The sequence below is a fragment of the Clostridium sp. ZBS2 genome (genome assembly GCF_023845855.1).
GTDB classification, from domain to species: domain Bacteria; phylum Bacillota; class Clostridia; order Clostridiales; family Clostridiaceae; genus Clostridium; species Clostridium aquiflavi.
The window spans coordinates 366081-387842 of record NZ_JAMQIF010000006.1; the positions used below are offsets into that span (position 1 = coordinate 366081).

25 protein-coding genes are annotated in these 21762 nt (G+C 27.9%); all 25 read left to right on the forward strand.

The window, feature by feature from the left end; genetic code table 11:
- The first annotated feature begins 13 nt into the window (after positions 1-13).
- The 25 genes from NG918_RS04220 to NG918_RS04340 all read left to right on the forward strand — a co-directional run bounded on the left by NG918_RS04220 (position 14) and on the right by NG918_RS04340 (position 21762).
- On the forward strand, positions 14-1120 hold the full coding sequence (locus NG918_RS04220; RefSeq protein ID WP_205449209.1) for a protein-glutamate methylesterase/protein-glutamine glutaminase: 1107 nt from the start codon (positions 14-16) through the stop codon (positions 1118-1120).
- A 9-nt stretch (positions 1121-1129) separates the two neighbouring features.
- Positions 1130-1897, forward strand: a complete 768-nt coding sequence (locus tag NG918_RS04225; protein ID WP_205449210.1) for a CheR family methyltransferase — start codon at positions 1130-1132, stop codon at positions 1895-1897.
- An 11-nt stretch (positions 1898-1908) separates the two neighbouring features.
- Positions 1909-3942 carry a chemotaxis protein CheA gene (locus tag NG918_RS04230; protein ID WP_205449211.1) on the forward strand — a complete coding sequence of 678 codons (2034 nt, stop codon included), beginning with the start codon at positions 1909-1911 and terminating at the stop codon, positions 3940-3942.
- A 23-nt stretch (positions 3943-3965) separates the two neighbouring features.
- Positions 3966-4565 (forward strand): chemotaxis protein CheC, encoded by a 600-nt coding sequence (locus tag NG918_RS04235; protein WP_205449212.1) that lies wholly within the window; start codon positions 3966-3968, stop codon positions 4563-4565.
- An 18-nt stretch (positions 4566-4583) separates the two neighbouring features.
- Complete coding sequence (locus NG918_RS04240; RefSeq protein ID WP_252212686.1) at positions 4584-4943, forward strand: response regulator; 360 nt, start codon at positions 4584-4586, stop codon at positions 4941-4943.
- Between the two features lie 24 nt (positions 4944-4967).
- Positions 4968-5363: a chemotaxis protein CheW gene (locus NG918_RS04245; protein WP_252212685.1), complete on the forward strand. Its 396-nt coding sequence runs from the start codon at positions 4968-4970 to the stop codon at positions 5361-5363.
- Positions 5364-5385: 22 nt separating this feature from the next.
- The gene (fliM, locus tag NG918_RS04250; RefSeq protein WP_252212684.1) at positions 5386-6381 is read left to right on the forward strand and encodes a flagellar motor switch protein FliM; all 996 of its coding nucleotides are present in this window, start codon (positions 5386-5388) and stop codon (positions 6379-6381) included.
- Entirely contained in the window at positions 6374-7534 is a 1161-nt protein-coding gene (gene fliY, locus NG918_RS04255) for a flagellar motor switch phosphatase FliY (RefSeq protein ID WP_252212683.1), read from the forward strand. The genes fliM and fliY overlap by 8 nt, the downstream gene beginning before the upstream one ends.
- Positions 7535-7893: 359 nt before the next feature.
- The gene (gene flgM / locus NG918_RS04260; RefSeq protein WP_252212682.1) at positions 7894-8172 is read left to right on the forward strand and encodes a flagellar biosynthesis anti-sigma factor FlgM; all 279 of its coding nucleotides are present in this window, start codon (positions 7894-7896) and stop codon (positions 8170-8172) included.
- A 3-nt stretch (positions 8173-8175) separates the two neighbouring features.
- Positions 8176-8586, forward strand: coding sequence for a flagellar protein FlgN (locus tag NG918_RS04265; protein ID WP_252212681.1), 411 nt, complete (start codon positions 8176-8178; stop codon positions 8584-8586).
- A 173-nt stretch (positions 8587-8759) separates the two neighbouring features.
- Positions 8760-10637 carry a flagellar hook-associated protein FlgK gene (gene flgK / locus NG918_RS04270; RefSeq protein ID WP_252212680.1) on the forward strand — a complete coding sequence of 626 codons (1878 nt, stop codon included), beginning with the start codon at positions 8760-8762 and terminating at the stop codon, positions 10635-10637.
- A gap of 291 nt (positions 10638-10928) precedes the next feature.
- A complete protein-coding gene (flgL, locus tag NG918_RS04275) occupies positions 10929-12152 on the forward strand; it encodes a flagellar hook-associated protein FlgL (protein ID WP_252212679.1) in 1224 nt (407 codons plus the stop codon).
- A 17-nt stretch (positions 12153-12169) separates the two neighbouring features.
- Entirely contained in the window at positions 12170-12595 is a 426-nt protein-coding gene (fliW, locus tag NG918_RS04280) for a flagellar assembly protein FliW (protein WP_252224749.1), read from the forward strand.
- A 4-nt stretch (positions 12596-12599) separates the two neighbouring features.
- Positions 12600-12815, forward strand: coding sequence for a carbon storage regulator CsrA (gene csrA / locus NG918_RS04285; protein WP_252212677.1), 216 nt, complete (start codon positions 12600-12602; stop codon positions 12813-12815).
- A 222-nt stretch (positions 12816-13037) separates the two neighbouring features.
- Complete coding sequence (locus tag NG918_RS04290) at positions 13038-13394, forward strand: flagellar protein FlaG (protein WP_252212676.1); 357 nt, start codon at positions 13038-13040, stop codon at positions 13392-13394.
- Positions 13395-13414: 20 nt separating this feature from the next.
- On the forward strand, positions 13415-13711 hold the full coding sequence (locus tag NG918_RS04295; protein ID WP_252212675.1) for a hypothetical protein: 297 nt from the start codon (positions 13415-13417) through the stop codon (positions 13709-13711).
- A gap of 12 nt (positions 13712-13723) precedes the next feature.
- Positions 13724-14101 carry a flagellar export chaperone FliS gene (fliS, locus tag NG918_RS04300; RefSeq protein ID WP_252212674.1) on the forward strand — a complete coding sequence of 126 codons (378 nt, stop codon included), beginning with the start codon at positions 13724-13726 and terminating at the stop codon, positions 14099-14101.
- A 21-nt stretch (positions 14102-14122) separates the two neighbouring features.
- On the forward strand, positions 14123-15745 hold the full coding sequence (gene fliD, locus NG918_RS04305; protein WP_252224753.1) for a flagellar filament capping protein FliD: 1623 nt from the start codon (positions 14123-14125) through the stop codon (positions 15743-15745).
- Between the two features lie 4 nt (positions 15746-15749).
- On the forward strand, positions 15750-16076 hold the full coding sequence (locus tag NG918_RS04310; protein WP_252224756.1) for a flagellar protein FliT: 327 nt from the start codon (positions 15750-15752) through the stop codon (positions 16074-16076).
- A gap of 92 nt (positions 16077-16168) precedes the next feature.
- On the forward strand, positions 16169-16348 hold the full coding sequence (locus tag NG918_RS04315; protein WP_252224759.1) for a YjfB family protein: 180 nt from the start codon (positions 16169-16171) through the stop codon (positions 16346-16348).
- 251 nt (positions 16349-16599) lie between these two features.
- The gene (locus tag NG918_RS04320; protein ID WP_252224762.1) at positions 16600-17805 is read left to right on the forward strand and encodes a flagellin N-terminal helical domain-containing protein; all 1206 of its coding nucleotides are present in this window, start codon (positions 16600-16602) and stop codon (positions 17803-17805) included.
- 84 nt (positions 17806-17889) lie between these two features.
- Complete coding sequence (locus NG918_RS04325; RefSeq protein ID WP_252224766.1) at positions 17890-19668, forward strand: motility associated factor glycosyltransferase family protein; 1779 nt, start codon at positions 17890-17892, stop codon at positions 19666-19668.
- Complete coding sequence (locus NG918_RS04330; protein WP_252224769.1) at positions 19658-19966, forward strand: DUF8042 domain-containing protein; 309 nt, start codon at positions 19658-19660, stop codon at positions 19964-19966. Before NG918_RS04325 ends, NG918_RS04330 begins: the two co-directional genes overlap by 11 nt.
- Before the next feature lie 58 nt (positions 19967-20024).
- Positions 20025-20816, forward strand: a complete 792-nt coding sequence (locus NG918_RS04335; RefSeq protein ID WP_252224777.1) for a cytidylyltransferase domain-containing protein — start codon at positions 20025-20027, stop codon at positions 20814-20816.
- Complete coding sequence (locus tag NG918_RS04340; RefSeq protein ID WP_252224786.1) at positions 20800-21762, forward strand: Gfo/Idh/MocA family protein; 963 nt, start codon at positions 20800-20802, stop codon at positions 21760-21762. Before NG918_RS04335 ends, NG918_RS04340 begins: the two co-directional genes overlap by 17 nt.

Here is a 21762-nt window from a genome sequence, read left to right on the forward strand (position 1 = left end):
AGAGGTGAATACATTGAGTAAAATAAAAGTTATAGTTGTTGATGACTCTGCTTTCATGAGAAAAATGATATCAGAAATAATAGAAGAAGACAATGAAATAGAAGTTGTAGCTAAATTAAGAAACGGAAAAGAACTTATTGAAAAAGTTGATAAGTTTAATCCAGATATTATAACATTGGATTTAGAAATGCCTGAAATGGATGGATTAGAAACATTAAAAGAATTACATAAAAAAAATAAGAACTATTCAATAATAATGTTAAGTAGTTTGACAACAAAAGGTTCAGAAAAAACAATGGAATGTTTAGAAAATGGAGCAATTGATTTTGTTACTAAACCATCAGGAAGTATATCTTTAGACATAAGAAAAGTTCAAGAAAATCTTATTGAAAAAATTAAGAGTATATCTAAAAGAGGTATAAGAATTAGAACAAGCAATAAATCAATAGATACTTCTAAGACTATAATAAAAAATACTAATTTGTATAACGACACAAAAGTAAAAGATTTTAAAAAATCTGAACATATAAATATGGTTACAATTAAAAATAAGAGAATTGATGCTATTGTTATTGGTGCATCTACTGGTGGTCCTAAGGCACTTCAACAATTATTAACTAAGTTTGAAGCAAATATTGGAGTACCAATATTTGTTGTTCAACATATGCCACAAGGATTCACAAAAGCTTTTTCTGAGAGATTAGATAAGATATGTAATCTTAAAGTCGTAGAGGGTGAAGAAGGCTTAAAAATAGAAAGTAATGTGATATATATTGCTAAGGGTGGTTATCATATGACCGTTGGTACAGATGGGAAAATTCATCTTAATGAGGAAGATCCAATATGGGGAGTTAGACCAGCTGTAGATAAACTTTTTGATTCAGCTATAAAAGCATACAGAGGTAATTTAATATCTGTAGTTTTAACAGGAATGGGTAGAGATGGAGCTAAAGGTACAAGCAATATAAAAGATTATGGTGGAATTACAATATCAGAAGATGAATCAACTTGTACTATTTACGGAATGCCTAAAGCTGCATTTGAAACAGGTAAAGTAGATTTAGTTTTACCACTTAATAATATATGTGATGAAGTAACTAAAATTGTAAAAAAACGTTAGGAGGAAAGTATGGATTTTAATGGTTTTCATAAATGGGTTCATAAAGAATTAGGTATAAATTTATCAGCATATAAACCAGATCAACTTAATAGAAGAATTGATAGTTTGATGAGTAGAGTTGGAATTAAATCTTTGGATGAATACACTAAAGTTATAAAAAGTGATCCAGTTCAAAGACAAAAGTTTTTAGATTTTATAACAATAAATGTTACAGAGTTTTTTAGAAATCCAGAATTATTTGATGATTTAGAAAATAGAATAACAAAAGATTTATTACCTAATAATCCTAATTTAAAAATTTGGAGTGCTGCATGTTCAATTGGTTGTGAACCTTATACTATCTCAATGATGTTAGATAAAATAGCGCCAAGAGGGAGACACAACATAATTGCTACAGATATAGATAATACAATTTTATCTAAAGCTAAAATAGGTGAATATACTAATAATGAAATAAAAAACATTAAAAATCAGGATTTAAGTAAATATTTTGAGAATAAGGGCGATAAATACTATATAAGTAATAAAATCAAATCAATGGTTACTTTTAAGAAGCATGATTTGATTTTAGATAGATATGATACTAACTTTGATTTAATAATCTGTAGAAATGTTGTTATTTATTTTAATAATGATACTAAAGAGAATATTTATAGAAGATTTAGTAATTCATTAAAAAAAGGTGGACTTTTATTTGTTGGTGCTACTGAAAGCATTTATAATTATAAAGAATATGGTTTTGAAAAAGCATCTACCTTTATTTATAAAAAGATATAAGGAGGGATAATATGGATACATCTCAATATATGACTATGTTTTTAGAAGAATCTTTAGATAATCTTCAAACTTTGAATGAATCACTTTTAGATTTAGAACAAAATCCAGAAGACAATGATAAGGTTAATGAAATATTTAGAGTAGCACATACAATTAAAGGTATGGCTGCCACTATGGGATTTAATGATGTTGCAGAGTTAACTCATAAAATGGAAGATGTATTAGCTAAATTTAGAGATGGAGAGTTAAATGTAACTCAACAAGTTGTAACTGTGCTATTTGATTGCTTAGATACATTAGAAAGAATGATAGATAATATTCAAAGTTCTTCAGAAGAAAGTGTAGATATAGAAGATATTATAAAAGCACTAGAAAATATATCAATTAAAAAAGAAACTGAAAATGTAGAAATTTCAACAGAAGTTGAAATTAAAGATATTGTTGATAAGGACTCTTCGTTTGAATTAAATGAATATGATTTATCAGTAATTAAACAAGCAAAAGAAAAAGAATTCAATGTAATGGAAGTAAAAATCAAGATAAATGAACATACACTACTTAAATCAGCAAGAGCTTTTTTAATTGTAAAAGATCTTGAAGATCATGGTGAAATCTTAAAATCTAAGCCTTCAACTGAGGAAATAGAAAATGAAGACTTTGATTTAGATTTAAGCTTTATCTTAGTAACACATAATACAATTGAAGAAATAACTAACATAGTAACTAATATATCAGAAGTTGAAAAAGTTGAAGTTTCTATGGTGGAAATCAATAATGAGATTTTAGCTAAAGAAATAGAAGAAAATGAACAAAAAAAATCTGAACCTATAACTCAAGAAGTTAAGGAAAATAAGCCAGCACCTAAAGCTGAAAGTAGAGCAAAGAAAACAAATTCAGTTAAAAAAGATTCTAAAAAAGCTCATCAATCAGTAAGAGTTGATCTAGTAAGAATTGATAACTTAATGAATATGGTTTCAGAGCTTGTTATTTATAGGACAAGGCTTGAACAAATAGTAATGGATCATAAATCACCAGAATTAAATGAGACATTAGAACAAGTGGGAAGAACAACTTCTGATCTTCAAGATTTAGTTATGAAAATTAGAATGCTTCCATTAGATACTGTATTTAATAGATTCCCAAGAATGATAAGAGATGTCTCAATAGAATTAGATAAGGAGATAAACTTTATCATAGAGGGTGCTGAAACTGAATTAGATAGAACTGTTATAGATGAAATTGGTGAACCATTAATACATTTATTAAGAAATGCTGCAGATCATGGTGTTGAATCTAAAGAAGATAGAATTGCAGCAGGAAAAAATCCAGTTGGTACAGTTAAATTAGTTGCGTATCAAGAAGGAACTAAAGCACTTATAAAAGTAGTAGATGACGGTGCTGGAATAAATGTTGAAAGAGTAAAAGCTAAAGCAGAAGAAAAGGGAATAAATACTGAAGGATTGTCAGACAATGATATTAAGAATTTAATCTTTGCTCAAGGGTTTAGTACTAATGAAGTTGTTACAGATATATCTGGAAGAGGAGTTGGAATGGATGTTGTTAAAACAAAGATTTCATCTCTAGGTGGTACAGTAGATGTATTTAGTAAAGAGGGTGAAGGCTCAACATTTGTAATAAAACTTCCGTTAACATTACAAATAATACAAGCTTTACTTGTAAAGATAGGGGAAGAAACTCTTGCCATATCTTTAGGATTTATTGATAGGGTAATAGATTATAAAGAAGAAAATATAAAGACAAGTAATGGAAGAGAAGTTATAATTTATAGAGAAAATGTAATTCCGTTAGTAAGACTTAATGAAACATTAGATATTGAGGCTGGTGAAACTGAAAAGAAATTTGTTATAATAGTAAACGTTGGTGATAAAACTATAGGTTTACTAGTAGACTCATTACTTGGTCAACAAGAAATCGTAATTAAGCCTCTTGGTGAAACATTAAAGGGATTAGATCAGTACATTGGAGCAACTATATTAGGTAATGGCCTAGTTACTTTAATATTAGATGTGGGAGCATTATTATAGTATAATTTTATAGGAGGTATGAAATGGAATATGCCAACTTCAATAGTATGCAATTAGATGCACTAAAAGAAGTATCTAATATTGGTGCTGGAAATGCTGCAACTGCTCTTTCGGTAATGATATCTGAAAAAATAGATATGACAGTACCATCAGTAAATATAGTAAAACTTGAAGATATTATTGAATTGAATAGTGAAGAAGAAGTTGCAGGGATTGTTATTAGAGTACTTGGAGATATTTCAGGGAATATTCTTTTAATTTTTAATGCCAATAGAGCTAAAACTATGATTGAAAGATTAGCAGGTTGTGAGGAAGAAATTACTAGTGAACTAGGAAAATCAGTTTTATGTGAAATAACTAACATAATTACAGGGTCATACATGAATGCAATAGCTGAGTTCACTAATCTTAAGATAATTCCATCAGTTCCTGCAGTTGCATATGATATGATTAGTGCAATTTTAACAACAACATTCATAGAATCTTGTCAATATGAAGAAAATATACTTGACATAGAGACAGTTTTCTTAGATGATACTCAAGAGGAGATTGGAGCACATTTTTATTATGTTCCAATGCCGGGCTCATTAGAGAAAATATTAAAATCAATTGGAGTAAATTAATTTTGGAGGGAGATTTAAATGGCTAAAGTTTTAATAGTAGACGATGCAGCGTTTATGAGAATGATGATAAAGGATATATTAGAAAAGAATGATTTCGAAATAGTTGGAGAAGCAAGTAACGGTGCAGTAGCAGTAGAAATGTATAAGAAAGAGAAACCAGATGTTGTAACAATGGATATAACAATGCCTGATGTTGATGGTATTGAAGCAGTTAAACAAATAAAAGAATTTGATCCAAGTGCAAAAATAATAATGTGTTCTGCAATGGGGCAACAATCTATGGTTATGGAGGCAATAAGAGCAGGAGCAAAAGATTTTATAGTAAAACCATTCCAAGCTGATAGAGTATTAGAAGCAATAAAAAAAGTACTTGGTTAAAATGCAAGTATGGGGGTGTATTAAATGCAGATAGTAGTATTTAAACTAGGAAATGAATATTTTGCTGTTGAAACAGAACGTGTTCAAAGTATAAATGATATGATGGGTATAACTAGAGTGCCAAAAGCACCTAGTTATATCAAAGGATTAATAAACTTAAGAGGAAGTATAAAATCACTTGTTGATATAAATCTGTTATTAAATGTTGACTCAAGTGCCAAACAAAATAACATAATAATATTGACTGTTAAGGAAGAAGAAATCGGAATATCAGTTGATGAAGTTGACGAAGTGTTAGATATAGAAGAAAAAGATATACAAAGATTAGATGAAAATAATGGACCAGATTATGTAAAAGGAATTGTAGATTATAACGACAAACTTCTAACAATAATAAACATTGATAAGTTATTAAATTAGTAATGAAATGAGGGATAAAAAAATGGCAGATGTTTTATCACAAAGTGAAATAGATGCCTTGTTATCTGCTTTATCTACAGGTGAGTTAGAACCAGAGACCGTACCTAAGGACGAGGAAAAACATAAAATAAAGTTATATGATTTTAAAAGTCCGCAAAAATTCTCTAAAGATCACATAAGAACTTTAGAACTAATTCATGATAACTTTGCAAGAATAACTTCAAATTATTTAACAGGACAAATAAGGAAGAATGTTAAAGTCAAAATAGAAACTGTAGAACAGATAACCTATGAGGAATTTATACATTCCGTACAAAATCCTACTATCATCACTATATTTAAAATGCCCCCTTTAACAGGATCAATTATATTTGAAACAAACCCTAAATTGTCATTTCAAATAATAGATATTTTACTTGGGGGAAGTGGAGATAGGAAAATAGGTAATAAAGAATTTTCAGACATAGATAAGAATATAATAAGACAAGTTACTACTGGAATGATCAGTAATCTAAAATTAGCATGGGAAGATATTTTAAATGTAAGTCCTGAGGTAGAAGGAATAGAAACAAATCCAGCAATAAATCAAACATTAGCGCCAAATGAACCAGTAGCCCTTATTACATTTTCTGTAGAATTTGGAGAACACAGTACATTTATGAATATGTGTATTCCATATTTAAGTATAGAGAAAGTATTAGACAAATTAGTAGTACAATATTGGTTCCAAAACGATGATGAAACATTAATTGCGGAATCAAGAGTTAAAATGGAAGAAGGAATCCAAAAGGTTGATATTGAAGTATTTGCAGAACTTGGCAATACAAGTATCATAGTAGATGATTTCTTGAAATTAACTAAGGGCGATATTATTAAGCTTGACAATAAGAGCTCTTCACCTATAAAGGTATATGTAGGAAATGAAGAATGTTACTACGCTAAACCTGGTGTATCAGGGAAAAATATGGGTGTTGCTATTTTAGATATAATAGATAAGGAAGTGAAAGAGTATGAGTAATAGTTTTCTATCGCAAGAAGAAATAAATGCGCTTCTAGCAGGAGAACTTGGTAATGAAGAAACGCAAGAAGTTCCTCAAGATAATGGGAATACAGAAAAATTGACTGATATTGAAAAAGACCTGTTAGGGGAAATAGGAAATATATCCATGGGATCAGCTTCTACAGCTCTTTATCAAATTATTAATCAAAACGTAAATATAACAACACCTATAGTTTCCTTAACAACATTAGAAGATATGAAGGCTTCTTTTGAAACTCCTAACATAGTTTTAGATGTTGAATACACAGAGGGAATAATAGGAAGAAATATATTGGTTATGAAGACAGATGATGCAGCTGTAATAGCAAATCTGATGATGGGTGGAGATGGTAAGGTTGCCGAAAATCCTGAATTATCAGAAATAGAAGTTAGTGCTGTTCAAGAAGCAATGAATCAAATGATAGGTTCAGCAGCAACTTCCATGGCAACAATGTTTTCACGTAGAGTAGATATATCTCCTCCAAAATCAAAGTTGTGGAAAGAAAAAGAGGAACCTATTACAGACACTTTATCAGAAGATGAGGAAATAGTAAGAGTTTCATTTAGATTAATAATAGGAGATCTTGTTGATAGTAATATAATGCAAATATTACCATTGAATACGGCTAAAAAGATAGTTTCTATAATGATGGGTCAAGAAGATAATAATAGTAAAGTTAGTGAGCCAGCAAAGGTTGTAGAAGAAAAACCAGTAGTTCAAGCAACTACGCAAAAGACAGCTACTCCTCAGCCAGCACCACAACCAATCCAAGCGAAACCTATAGTAGAACAACCAAGGGTGCAACAACAATCAGTAGAAGTGCATGAAGCAGCTTTTGAAACACTAGTTCCAGGAGATACTTCACAAACACCTAAGAATATAGACTTAATTTTAGATGTTCCATTAGATATATCTGTTGTTTTAGGTAGAACCAAAAAGAGCATAAAAGATATATTAAACTTAAGTACTGGATCTTTAGTTGAATTAGATAAATTAGCAGAAGAACCAGTCGAAATATTAGTTAATGGAAAGAAAATAGCTTATGGTGAAGTTGTTGTTGTTGATGAAAATTTTGGTGTAAGAATAACAAGTATAGTAAGTAATGCTGAAAGAATAAGATCTCTTAGATAATTAAGAGTAATTGAAAATATATGGAGATATAATTAATAGTATATAATTTTGGTATCAAAAGTTATATAAATTAATTATATCTCTATTTTCAGTGTAACTTTGGAATTGTTATTTATTTTCATATGCCTTAAATAAAATTAGTAGTATAATTTTAATATCAGAAAAATTAAGAAACGTAGTGTCTTAATAAAATTATTTTATTATTAAATATTTGTAAAAAAGATTTCACATTTGTAAATGAGAGAAATACTTATATTATTAAGGTATTAATTTGTTAAAAATAACTAAACTTAATATATAAGAGTACGATAATAAAAGAAGAAAGATGAGAAAGATAAGATTGTGGAGGTAAAAGAAATATGAGTATTAATAGAATTAATGCACATTCTGCAGTGAATATATATAATTCTAATAAAAACATTAATAAAGTTGAAAAAGCTAATAAAGTTGAAACAAGAGATAGAATAGAGATTTCAGCACTTGGAAAATCTATAAAAGATTACTCTTTGGAAAATAATATAGATAATGCTAAAAAAGTAGCAGAAATTAAAGAAAAGATACAAAATGGTACTTATAAAATAGATTCTAAATTAACTGCAAAGAGTATATTAGAAGCTATAAAGGAGAATAAAAAATAGATAATGATAAACAAACTAACAGAGATAATAGAAAATGAAGAAAATGCATTAAGAGAATTATTGGGTCTGTTTGAAGTACAATATAAAATGATAATGGAAAAAGATGTGTTTGGATTAGAAGGATTAGTTGACAAGTTGAATGAATGTAATAAAAAAATAGCTGGTGAAGAAGTAAAAAGAAGACAACTAATCGGAAAACAAAGTATCAAAGATATATTAAACACAGCTAATGATGAAAAATTGTATAAATCATATGATAAAATTCAAAAAACATTGAAAGATTTAACATTTCAAAAAGAAACTAATGAAATGCTATTAAAACAACAAATAATGTTTAATAATCAAATGTTAAACATTATGAACCCTAATAGGGAAATGAAGACTTATAACTCTTATGGTAATTTGAGAAGATAATACTCAAAAGAGTGTAAGTCTTTTTAATTATAGCTTATATTTTAGTAAGATGTTTATATATGCCACTTTACATATGGGATATATAAACATATATTCAAAATATAGATAATTAAAAACATGGATGGGGAATAAAAAAGACATGGATGTAGGAATTTTGAAAGGTAGGAATATGAATGGCAGGATTATTTGATACATTTAATGTGGGAAAAAGAGGGTTAAATGTACAACAAGGAGCAATAAATACAACGTCTCATAATATTGCAAATGCAAATACGGTTGGATTTTCAAGACAAAGGGCAGTAGCAACAACTACAAGACCTTTTGGAGGAATGTCTAGATTTGATACGTGTACAGTAGGACAAGTTGGTACAGGAGCAGAAATTTCATCAATAGAAAGAATAAGAGATTCTTTTATTGATTTTCAAGTAAGACATGAAAAGGGTAAGCTTGGAAATTATGATGTTCAAGATAAATTTTTATACAGCGTAGAAAACATATTTGGAGAACCTTCTGATTCAGGAATACAAGAATTATTAGGAGAATTTTTTGATTCATTCCAAGAATTATCTAAAAAGCCACATGATTCATCAACTAAAACCATAGCACTTCAAAAAGCATCATCATTATCAGATGCATTAAATAATACTTATACGCAACTTAATAAACAATTAGGTGATGCGCAAGAATTATTACAAGTTAATATTAAGGATGTAAATAATTATTTAGATCAAATAAATGAACTAAATAAGCAAATAGCAAGTGTATGTGCGGTTGGTCAAAAACCTAACGATTTAATGGATGCAAGAGACAATCTTTTAGATGAGTTAAGTTATAAATTTGGAATAACAGTTGATAGAAAAGAAAAAGAAGCTATAGATTTAAAATTAGAAGGATATCAAAATGATAAAAATCCTGTTAACAATTTAGTTAATTCAAGCCCAACAGATGAAAGATACACTAGATTTTCTTATGTTAAGAATGCCGAAGTAGAAAAGGATGCTGCTGGAAAGGTTACAGTTAAATTACAGTATCATCCACTAGGAAATTTAAATGCTAAAGAGCAAACTGTTACAATTGAGTGTGCAGACGAAACTGAAGCAAAGAAAATTGCAGAATCTTTAACTCAAAATAGAGTATTAACAGCGGATAAAGATGGAAATGTTACTGTAAGAGAAAAAGGTGCTGAAATTACCCCTCCAACTATACCACCGACATATAAATACAATACAAAAACTTTAAAAGATGGAGAAACTATAAAACAAAAAGACTTAGATATAAATACGGGGATATTACAAACTCATAAATTAGATGTTGATGTTAATACTGTAGATAATAAACATATAAAAGGTGATATAGCAGGTAATCAAGGTGTACAAGATACTATAAAGGGATATATGGCTGATTTAGATAGAATTGCTGTAGGACTTGCTTATTCTGTTAATGCAATTCAAACAGGAAGTAAAACACCAACTGACAAGTATGAACTTATCTTTACTAACAATGCAGATGTAACAGGGTTGACTGGCGTAGCTAAAAATGAGGCATTAGAAAAAAACATAAGTGCCAAAAATATAACGATTAATAAAGATGTATTAAAAAATGTATCACTATTAAATGCTTCAAGTAAAGATGAGGCTGGTGAAGGTAATGGTGATAGAGCACTTGCAATTGCGAGTCTTAGAACTGTAAAGATGAATTTATCTAATTCTAAGGATATAAAAAGTAGAGATGATTTCTTTAATAATACAAAGGTAAACTTTGATGATGGAATAAATATGATAAGTAGTGCACAAGGTTCTACAATTAATGCTTATTATAAAGAAATAATAAATACATTAGGTGTAAATGCAGAGACTGCAAGTAGAAATGTAAGTGGTCAAGGTAAAATATTAAAAGACTTAGAAATGCAAAGATTATCAACATCAGGAGTTTCATTAGATGAAGAAATGACTAATTTAATACAATTTCAACATGCATATAGTGCAAATGCTAAAATAATTTCAACAGTAGATGAGCTACTTGAGGTTGTTATAAATGGACTTAAGAGATAGTTGGGTGTATATGAATTTATAAAATTTTAAAAGTCTGATGAAAGCTAGAACTTTAGAAATTTAGTTGAGAATTGAGAGTGGAAAGTGGAGAGGTAAGGAAAAGATTCGTTATTGAAATTTTGAAATATATATTATTAGAAAGTCTTTAAGACTTTCAACCAAAACTCTCAACTCTCAATTATCCACTCTCAACTAAAACGTATGGAGTAGCTACTTTTTATATATGAACGTATTTTAAATGAAAAAAATGAAAAGAAGTATATTTATATTAAGAAATAGGAGGCGAAGATTATGAGAATAACTACAAGTATGTTAGCTTCAAATTACAAAAGTAATATGACAACAAACTTGAATCATATACAAAAAATTCAAAATCAATTATCATCAGGTAAAGAAATAAGTAGACCATCAGATAATCCATATAAAGTTTCAAGAACAATGCAAATGTATACGGAAATTGGAGCTAATAAACAATACAACGAAAATATTAAAGATATCTCAAATTGGTTAGATACAACAGATACTTCATTAAATCAAATGGGAAATGTATTTGCAAGGGTGAGAGAACTTTTAGTTACAGCTGGTAATGGTGGATATGGTCCTGATGAAAAAAAAGCCATACAAGATGAAATTAAAGAAAGAGTTAATGAAATGGGTCAAATATTAAATACTAACTTTGATGGAGTATATATATTTGGAGGAACTAAAAGTACATCTAAGCCTATAATGGTAAATTCTAATGGTGAATTATGTTATGCTGATAAGGATGGAAATGCTGTAAGTAAGACTACAGATGGAGTGAAAATAGAACTTACAAATCAAATTAAGAGTGATGACAACACAAAAGTTATTAAAAACATGGAAAAGAAAGGCGACAATATAGAAATAACAATTATAAATAATACAGATCCTGCAAATCCTAAAGAAGAACATTTAGCACCAGTTAAAATTACTGCAGCTGATGGTAAACCACTTGAAGGAAATGATTTGGAAAATGCATTTAAAGCAGTATTAGATTCAAACGGTTTTTCTTCTAATCAGAGTTTAAGTAGTGCAGTATCTATGGTGCCATCTTTTGATGCATTAGATCAAATAGGATCAGATTTAAATGTTGAAGTTTCTCAAGGTGTTTTAATTAATTATAATAAGAATGCAGTTGATATTTTAGAAGGCAATGGAACTAATGTTATGAATACATTAAATAAAATTATAACAAATCTTGGAGCTGGTGGAGATAAGTCTAAAATAACTGGTGAATGTCTTGGCGAAGTTGATGATATAATTAAAAATTTACTTCAAAATAGATCAGAAGTTGGAGCTATGCAAAATAGAATGGAATCTGCTCAAGACAAGAATGAATCAGAAAATTTAGATATGACAGATATTTTATCAAAAACTGAAGATATTGATTTTACGGAAAAAATGATACAGTATTCAATAATGCAAACAGTATATATGGCAGCACTTCAAACTAGTGCTAAAATACTTCCGGCAACGATATTAGACTATTTATAAAATAGGAGGAATAAACTATGGTATTTGTTTCTAAGGTACAAGGAAATATAGAATATGAAGAAAAAGATAAAATTACTTTAAGAAAAGGAATTTTAGGATTTGAAAATTTGAAAGAATATATTTTAGTTGATTTAAAAGAATGCGAACCTTTTAAATTACTTCAATCTTTAGAAGATGAAAATACAGGCTTTATTGTAGTGTCTCCTTTTGAATTTTTTAATGATTATGAAATTAAGTTAAGTGATGAAGAAATTAATAAATTAGATGTAAAAAATCAAAATGATATTATTTTATTAACTACTGTAACATTAAATTCTGATCCAAAAAAAATTACTACAAACTTAAAGGCACCTATAATTATAAATATTTCTAATAATTTAGGGGAACAAATAATACTAGATAACTTAGATTATAAAATAAAACATCTTTTAATAGAGGAGTGATAATATGTTGATTATTACAAGAAAAAAAGATGAGTCTTTAATGATTGGTGAGGATATTGAAATTACAGTATTAAAGCTAGAAGATGGAAGTGTTAAGCTTGGAATAAATGCACCAAAGGAAACAACTATATTAAGAAAAGAATTATATGAAGCTGTTAAAGAAGAAAATAAAAAAGCTGTGAGTATAGATGTAAATTTATTAAAAGGATTAAAGAAGTAATTTTTTTAGCTTTGTTTTAATAGCGTGTTGATATATCCATAGGTAAAGTAGAATGAATAATTGAACTTAGGAATACTAAAATGAGTATAGTCCCATTTAAGCTTGCTCCCAATATAAAANNTACTAAAAATGAGTATAGTCGAATTACAATGACACTTTATTTATTAAATATATTTAAAAGAAATTATTAAAAAATTAAATAGGTATTGAGGGTGAATAAAAATGAATATTAATCATATAGGACAAGTTAATATTATTAACAATGATATTGAAGGTGCTACATCAGAATTTAAAAATGCAAACAATGATGTACAGATAAAACAAGTAGAAAAATCTGATTCCTTAGATAATGATTACAGCAAAGAAGAATTAGATAAATCACTTAAAAAATTAAATAAATTTTTAGAAGATGATAAAGCACATGCAGAGTATTCTGTACATAAGGATTTAAAAGCGATAATGATAAAGATAGTAGATGATGCTACCAAAGAAGTGATTTTGGAAATTCCTCCAAAGAAAATACTAGATATGGTTGCAAGTATGTGCAAGCAATTTGGATTATTAGATAAGAAAGCTTAATTATCTTAGGGGGGATTGAGATGGAATTTAGGCTTAATAAGGTTGACACTGATATTAGAGATAAATTAAAAGAAGAAATTAAGACTGATAAGATACATGGAAATAATCATATAAGTATAAAGAAAGATTTAAAAGAAGACGAAAATAAAGATAAGGGTCATAAAGAAACAGAAGATAAAAATAAAAAATCCCCAAAGAAATACATTACAATTGAGGGAATAAGGTGTAATGTAAAAAACTTATATGTAAAGGTAGAAAAAGTAGAAAATTTAAATGAAACAAACTCTAAAGGTAGATTTTTAGATATAGAGAAGTAGGAGGAAAAATCAATGTATTCTAATGGATATACTGCTTATAAAACTAATAGTGTTAATTATGCATCAAAGGAGCAATTATTATTAATGTTAGTTGATGGTGCAGTTAAGTTTTCTAAAATAGCGAGACAAGCTATAATTGATAATGATGTAAAGAAATCACATGAAAATATAGTAAAAACAGAAGATATATTTACTGAACTTAGAGCATCAATTGATACAAATGCTGGGGAATGGGCAGTAAATATGTTTAATATTTATGGATTCATAAATGAAAAACTTTTTGAGGTAAACTTAAAAAAAGATGTTAAAACAATGGATGAAGTTATACCTCTTATTGAAGAAGTAAGAGACATATGGCATGAAGCTGAAAAGAAATCTAAAAGAGCATAATAAAAAAAGGAGTGAAGTGAAATGAGAATTACAGGACTTGCAACAGGCCTTGATATGGATGAAATAATCAAGAATTCCATGAAACCTTATAGAATAAAAGTAGATCAAATGACACAAAAGAAAGATGTTGTTGAGATAAAACAAAAATTATATAGGGATGTTATAAAAGACAATACAGACTTTTTTAATAAACATTTAGATATAGTTAAAAGTGATAGTTTATTAAAATCTAGTAATTATAAATCTGTAAGTTTTACATCAAGTGATGAGGGTGCTGTTACTGTAAAAGCTCAAGCTGGTGCAAAAGCTGAAAATTATAGTGTAAACATAAAGGAGTTAGCTACATCTGCTAAAGTTACATTAAAAGGCGATGATATTAAAAATGCAGATAAGATATCTTTAAAAATTACTGTTAAAGACCAAAATGGAAATCCAGTTAAGAATGAAGATGGAACAATAAAGCAAGAAGATGTTATTGTTGCTATTACAAATAAAGAACTTGATTCTAATGGAGAATTAAGTTCTAAAGCTAAAAATGAACTGGTTGAAAATTTGAATAAAGCTTTAAAAGGTAAAGGATCTGATGTTACAGCACAATATAGTGAATTTTCTAAAGGTATAGTGTTTGAAACAAAAGCTCTAGGAAGAGAAGAAAGTTTTAGTTTAGTAGCGCTTGACAGTAGTGATAATTCGCTTTTAATCACTAGTGAAAGTGGAAATAAAGTGAATGCTTTAGAGGGGAAAGGTAAGAGTGCTGAGATAGAGATAATGAACAGTAGGGGGGATATATATACTCATGAGGGAAATTCCAACACTGTGACTTTAGACAATGTAGCATTTACATTTAACAATAAGTCGCTAGATGGAAATGCAATAAGGATAACAGGAAAAACTGATGCGAAAGAATTAAAGGACAAGATTGTAGCATTTGTAAATGATTATAATAAGCTTATAGAAAAAATGAATACCACTGTCAGCACTAAACATGATAGAAGCTATAATCCTCTTACAGCAGATCAAAAGAAGGATATGTCAGAAAATGAGATTAAGCTTTGGAATGAAAAAGTTGAAAAAGGTCAATTATATAGAGATTCTGATATTACAAGAATAGCTAATTCTATGAAGGAATCTATGAGAACTTTAATGGAAGATAGTGGATTGAAACTTGAAAAAGTGGGAATAAAACCAGTTGAAGACTATTCAGGAAGTTTAAATGGAACATTTACAATAGATGAGGATGCACTTACAACAGCCTTGGAAAATAATACAGAAAATGTTATGAAGTTATTTACTACACCATCTCCAACTGAAGAAGAATTAGCAGGGTTATCATCTGAAGAGATAAGAAAAAGAAAAAATCAAACAGGTATATTATTTAAGTTAAAAGATACCATAGATGTGGAGTTTAGAAAAAGTACTAGTTCTCCTCTTTTAAAGAAGGCTGGTTTTGAAGGGACTTCTACATTTTCGACTAATGAACTTAGTAAGAACATAACAAATTATGAAAAGAAGATAAAAGATATGGAAAAGAGTTTTTCAAGAAGAGAACAAGCATTATATTCTAAATATGCTACTCTTGAAAAAATGATGAATAAACTTAATTCACAACAATCTAATTTAATGTCACAGTTGGGAATGAACTAAAAATATGAATATAGATATTTTTAATGAGTATAGAGAAATAACTTTAGAAATAATAAATTCAATAAAAAATGATAAAGAAGACATTTCTTTATTTGAAAAAAGAGATAATGCTATTAAAAAGATTTTAGCTTTAGATTTAGATAAAAGTGAAATAAAAAAAATATATTCAAAAGAGAAATTAGATGTATTAGACAAAGAGTTAGAAAATATTTTAAAAGAAAAAATGTCATCTGTTAAAGAAGAAATACAGGAAATAGCTGCTAAAAAACAAGCCAATTTAGGCTATGCTAATGTTAATAGAGGAAGCAACTTTTTTTCAAAAAGGGTTTAGTGCTAAATAAAAAATTCTGTTTAGTAACTTATTGGTGTATGCATAAGCAAAGGTGGTCAGAGTAATTAAATAAAAGAAAGGGTGAAATATTTATGGATATAGGAGCAATGTCAATTTCTATGAATCAAGGAACTTTAAAAACTGCAGTTCAATTATCTGTTTTAAAGCTTGGAATGAATTCAGAAAAACAAGTTGCTGATCAAATGACAGAAATGATGGATAATATGGCTGTTGAACCTGGAAAAGGAATAAATTTAGATAAAATAGTTTAAAAGATGTTAAGTATTATAATTTACGTGCGATATAATATGTAGTAAGATTTAGTTTGCTTTTGAAAGTGTTAAATAATTTATAAAAATATTTTATTAAAAACTATAAAGTGAATAATAGGTCAAACGATATAATAAATATAAACATTTAATAAAACAAATAAGTTTTAAATATTAAAGTCAAAAGCTTTAATTTTAAATAAATAAAAAATTAAGGACATGGATGTCCAGTTAAATTCAAGGAGGAATTTATTATGATTATTAATCACAATATGAACGCTATGAACGCTCATAGACAAATGACAGGAAACACAAGTACAGCAGGAAAATCAATGGAAAAATTAAGCTCAGGTTTAAGAATAAACAGAGCTGGAGATGATGCAGCAGGTCTTGCAATCTCTGAAAAAATGAGAGGACAAATTAGAGGATTAGATCAAGCTGGAAGAAACTCACAAGATTCTATATCAATGATTCAAACAGCTGAAGGTGCTTTAAATGAAACTCACTCAATTCTTCAAAGAATGAGAGAATTATCAGTTCAATCATCAAATGATACTAACAATGATACTGACAGAAAAGCTATTCAAGAAGAAGTTAACCAATTAGCAGATGAAATCGATAGAATCGGTAATACAACAGAATTCAATACTAAGAAACTTTTAAATGGTGATGTTGTTGGAGTTAATGGTAAAGTTGATGGAACAGTAACAGTTAATAATAATAGTTCTGTTGGTAATATACAAATTGGTACAGATGCTGCTACTGTGACTGCATTAAAAGATGCTACACAAATTAATGGCGCTGTAAGTATAACTAAAACAGGAGTTGGCGCTAGCGGAACTGCACAATATGAATTCCGTAATAATTCAGGAGCAAAATTAGATGCTACTAACATTACAATAGCAGCTGATGGAATCACAATAAGCGGTACTGCTGGAATAACTAGTGGAGATATTAAATTTGACGCAACAGGTATAGGAACTAATATGAAAGTTGGAGAAAGTATTACATTAGTATTCAATAAGACAGAAGCAGAAACTACTGATGGAAGTCACTCAATAACAGCTCAAATTGGTGCTAATTCAGGTCAAACTATGCAAATTGGTATTGGCGATATGAGAGCAAAAGCTTTAGGATTAAAAGCTAATGATGGAACTGCTCTTAAGGTTGATGATAAGTATTCAGCAAATGCTGCTATATCAACAGTTCAAAATGCACTTGAAAAAGTTTCATCTCAAAGATCAAAACTTGGTGCTGTTCAAAATAGACTTGAACATACAATTAATAATTTAGGAACAGCTAGTGAAAACTTACAAGCATCAGAATCAAGAATTAGAGACGTTGACATGGCTAAGGAAATGATGAATTTCTCTAAAAATAATATTCTTAGTCAAGCTGCACAAGCAATGCTTTCACAAGCTAATCAACAACCACAAGGTGTTTTACAATTATTAAGATAATTATAAAAGCCAGTAATAATATCAAAAAGCCAGCTTTTAGCTGGCTTTTTTTGAAATAACATATAATTGAAGGGATTACTGTTTATGAATAAGATTTATAAAAAAAATATGCAATATTTAAAAGAACTTAATTTAGATCTTTATAATAAAATATCCGAAGTAGACATAAATACGGTAGAAGTAATAAAAGCTAAAGATAATAGTGATACATTAATTAAAAAGAATGGAAATGGATATATATCAATACATAGTAGGTATAATACTAAAACACAAGCTAGAACTATATGTGAATATGCATTAAATGATAACAGCGATATTATATTTATAATAGGTATGGGGCTAGGTTATGAAACAAGAGAAATAGTGAAAAATAGTAATGGTAAAAGATGTTTTATCATTGAACCAGATAGTGAAATTTTTAAAGTGGCTCTAAACAGTATAGATATAAAAACTATTTTTAATAATAATAATAATATTCATTTTATGTTGGGTGATAACGGTGAAGATATAAGTAATTTTTTTTATAATCTAGTACAAAGTGAAAAGACAGTAAATGTTAAATTCGTTATTTTGCCAGCATATGAAATTTTATATAGTGAATTAATTATAAAGTTAATAAAGGATATGAGAAAAATTTTAAATCTTCATAGGGTAAATATTCACACAAAACTTAGTTCTCATAGACCATGGCTTCAAAGCTATATAATAAATTTAAAATATTTAAAGGAAACATGTCCTATAACAAAATTACATTCTAAATTTGAAAACATACCTGCTATAATAGTAGGCGCAGGTCCATCTTTAAATTACAATTTAGAACATTTAAAGAAAGTTTGTAATAAAGCAATAATTGCCCCGGTTGGAACAGGAGTAAAAGTTTTAGATAATAACAATATTAAAGGACATTTATTAGGTGCTATAGATACTTGGATTTCAGAGGAAAAATTATTTAAAAATTTAAAATTAAACAAAGACTCAGCACTTATGTATTCGACTATGGTATGTCATACTGTACCTGATTTATTTAATAGAAATAAATTTTTAATGAATACAACAGTAATGGATCAGTTTATAAGTGACAAATTGTTATGGGAAAAGTATAATTTGTTTTCAGGACCTTCCGTAGCAAATTCTATTGTTTATAATTTAGCAAGACTAGGATGTAATCCTATAATATTATTAGGACAAGATTATTGTTTTAGTAATGGCAAAAATTATGCTGATAGTGCAGATGATTTTAAAGATATGAGTAGCGAATTTGAAAAAGATGGATATATAAAAACTAAAAATGCAAAAGGCGAAGATGTATATACAGATCCTGCATTTTTAGCTACTAGACAATCAGTTGAATTTTGCATAAGACTAAATTCAAATATTAAATTTTTAAATGGAAATTCTTTAGGTTTAAATATCGAGGGAGCAGAAAATATAGATTTTAATGAGTATGTAGATAATATACTTAGTAAGAGCAAAGAATATAATATAGAAAGTATAATTGATGAGTGTTATAAAGAACATGTATTAAATACAGACAATGATTTAATAGATGAATTTATAAAAGTTGTTGGACGTGATATAGATAATGTTATAAAAATATGTAAAGATTTAATAAGAATATTAGAGAGTAGTTCAAGTGAAAAATATAAACTAGATTATTTAAAGGAAAAACAAAAAGAATTTAATGAAATTGAATTATACAAATATATAATAAGAGATGTAGTAGAGAGTGCAGAACATATATATTCTAAAAAAAATAAAATAGAAAAAGAATTAAGTATATATTGTTATACACTAGATAAACTTCTAATAATGGAAAATGCATATAGATATGAAATCCTTAAAGGAGAAAGTGATGAGTATTAATAGTGAATTAAAGACAAAAATTACTTCTGTAGTAAATAATATAGATGAATGTTGGGAAAAATTAATAACAAATCAACTTGATGAAGCAATGAAAATTTTGGATAAAATATTTATAGATTTTGATTATATTATAAATGTTTCAACTAAAGAAAATATAGCTATTGATATCCAAAAGATTTATAGTTGGTTTGTTGAAATGGAAAAATGTTTAAAAGCTAAGGATTATACATTACAAGCAGATATTTTGAGATATGAAATAAAGCCAATTATTAATAAAGTTGTAATTAGTGTTAAATAATTTAATAATGTATAATATTTATTCTAATAAAATTATTCGTAAAATGGAGATGATAGAAATGTATAAGGACAAAGGAAAAATAGTTGCTACAATAGAAGCAAGAATGACATCTTCAAGACTTCCAGGAAAAGTTCTCATGGAATATTGCGGCAAACCTAATTTACAGCATATTGTAGAAAGATTAAAAAGAAGCAAAGTGATAGATGATGTAATAGTGGCTACAACCGTTAATAAGGAAGACAATTCAATTGTAGAGCTTTGCAAAGAAATAGGATGTAAATATTATAGAGGTAGTGAAGATGATGTTCTTTTAAGAGTATTAGAAAGTGCAAAATCTGTTAATGCAGATATAATTGTTGAAATTACAGGTGACTGTCCTATGATAGATTGGAGACATGTAGATAAACTTCTTGAAATATTTTTTTCTGGAGAGTATGATTATGCATCCAATATTTTGAAAAGAACATTTCCAAGAGGTTTCGATACTCAAGTTTTTCCTGTTGGAATTTTAGAAAAGGTTAATAAACTTACTAAAAATCCAGTTGATCACGAGCACGTATCTCTTTATATTTATACGAATCCAGAAAAATTCAGGCTAATAAATTGGGAAGCAGAAGAAAAGATGAATTATCCAGAATTTGAAATTACCCTAGATACAAAAGAAGATTATGAATTTATAAAACAGATTTATGAAATATTATATACTAAAGATTCAGATTTTTCAGCACAAGATGTAGTTGAATTATTAATTAAAAATTCTGAAATGATAAAACAATTAGAAAATACGCATAGAAAAAACCCGTTTAGGGAGCAGAAAGAGTGGCAAGAAAAACATGGGGAAAAAGTATAATGTTTTAATTGTGGGAGCAGGAAATATAGGAGCATTTTTTGATAATCCATCTTCAGAAAATATACTTACACATGCACATGCTTTTTTAAAGATAGAAGGATTTAATCTTTTAGGGTTTGTGGAAACTTCAAAAAAGAAGGGCGAAGAAGCAGCGAAGTTATGGAAGGTTAATTATTTTTCAACAATTGAAGAGGCATTTAGTGAAAATGATATTGATGTAGTATCAATATGCGTACCAGATAATTATCATTATAGTATACTGAAAAAAATATCAAATTTCCCAATAAAATTAGTTTTTTGTGAAAAACCTTTAGTTAAAAATATAAATGAGGCAAACGAAATAATTAGAATATATAAAGAAAAAAATATAAGATGTTTAGTAAATTATTCAAGAAGATTTGTAGCTGAATTTAGTATATTAAAAGATAGCATTTTGGAAGGGAACTATGGAAAATTTCTATGTGGAAGTGGATATTATGGTAAAGGAGTTTTACATAATGGATCACATTTAATAGATTTACTAAGATATTTAATTGGAGAAATAAAGGATTTTAAAGTTATAAACCATAGTTATGATTTTTATGATGATGATCCAAGTGTATCTGCTGTTTTGAATTTTGAAAATGGTGGCGATTTTGTTATGCAAAATATACCATATTATAATTACACTATTTTTGAATTAGAATTATTATTTGAAAAGAAGAGAATAAAGATAATTGATTCTGGATTTAAAATTCAAGAGTATAGTGTGTCAGATAGTAAAGTTTTTAGTGGATATAAAAATTTATTTAAAGAAAAAGAATATGAAACTGAATTAAATAAGGCTATGTTAAATGCAGTTACAAATATATATAATAATTTGATATATAATGAAAAATTAAACTGTGTTTTAGAAGATGGATATAAGGATATGGAGATTTGTGAAAGATTAAAGGTGATGAATTAA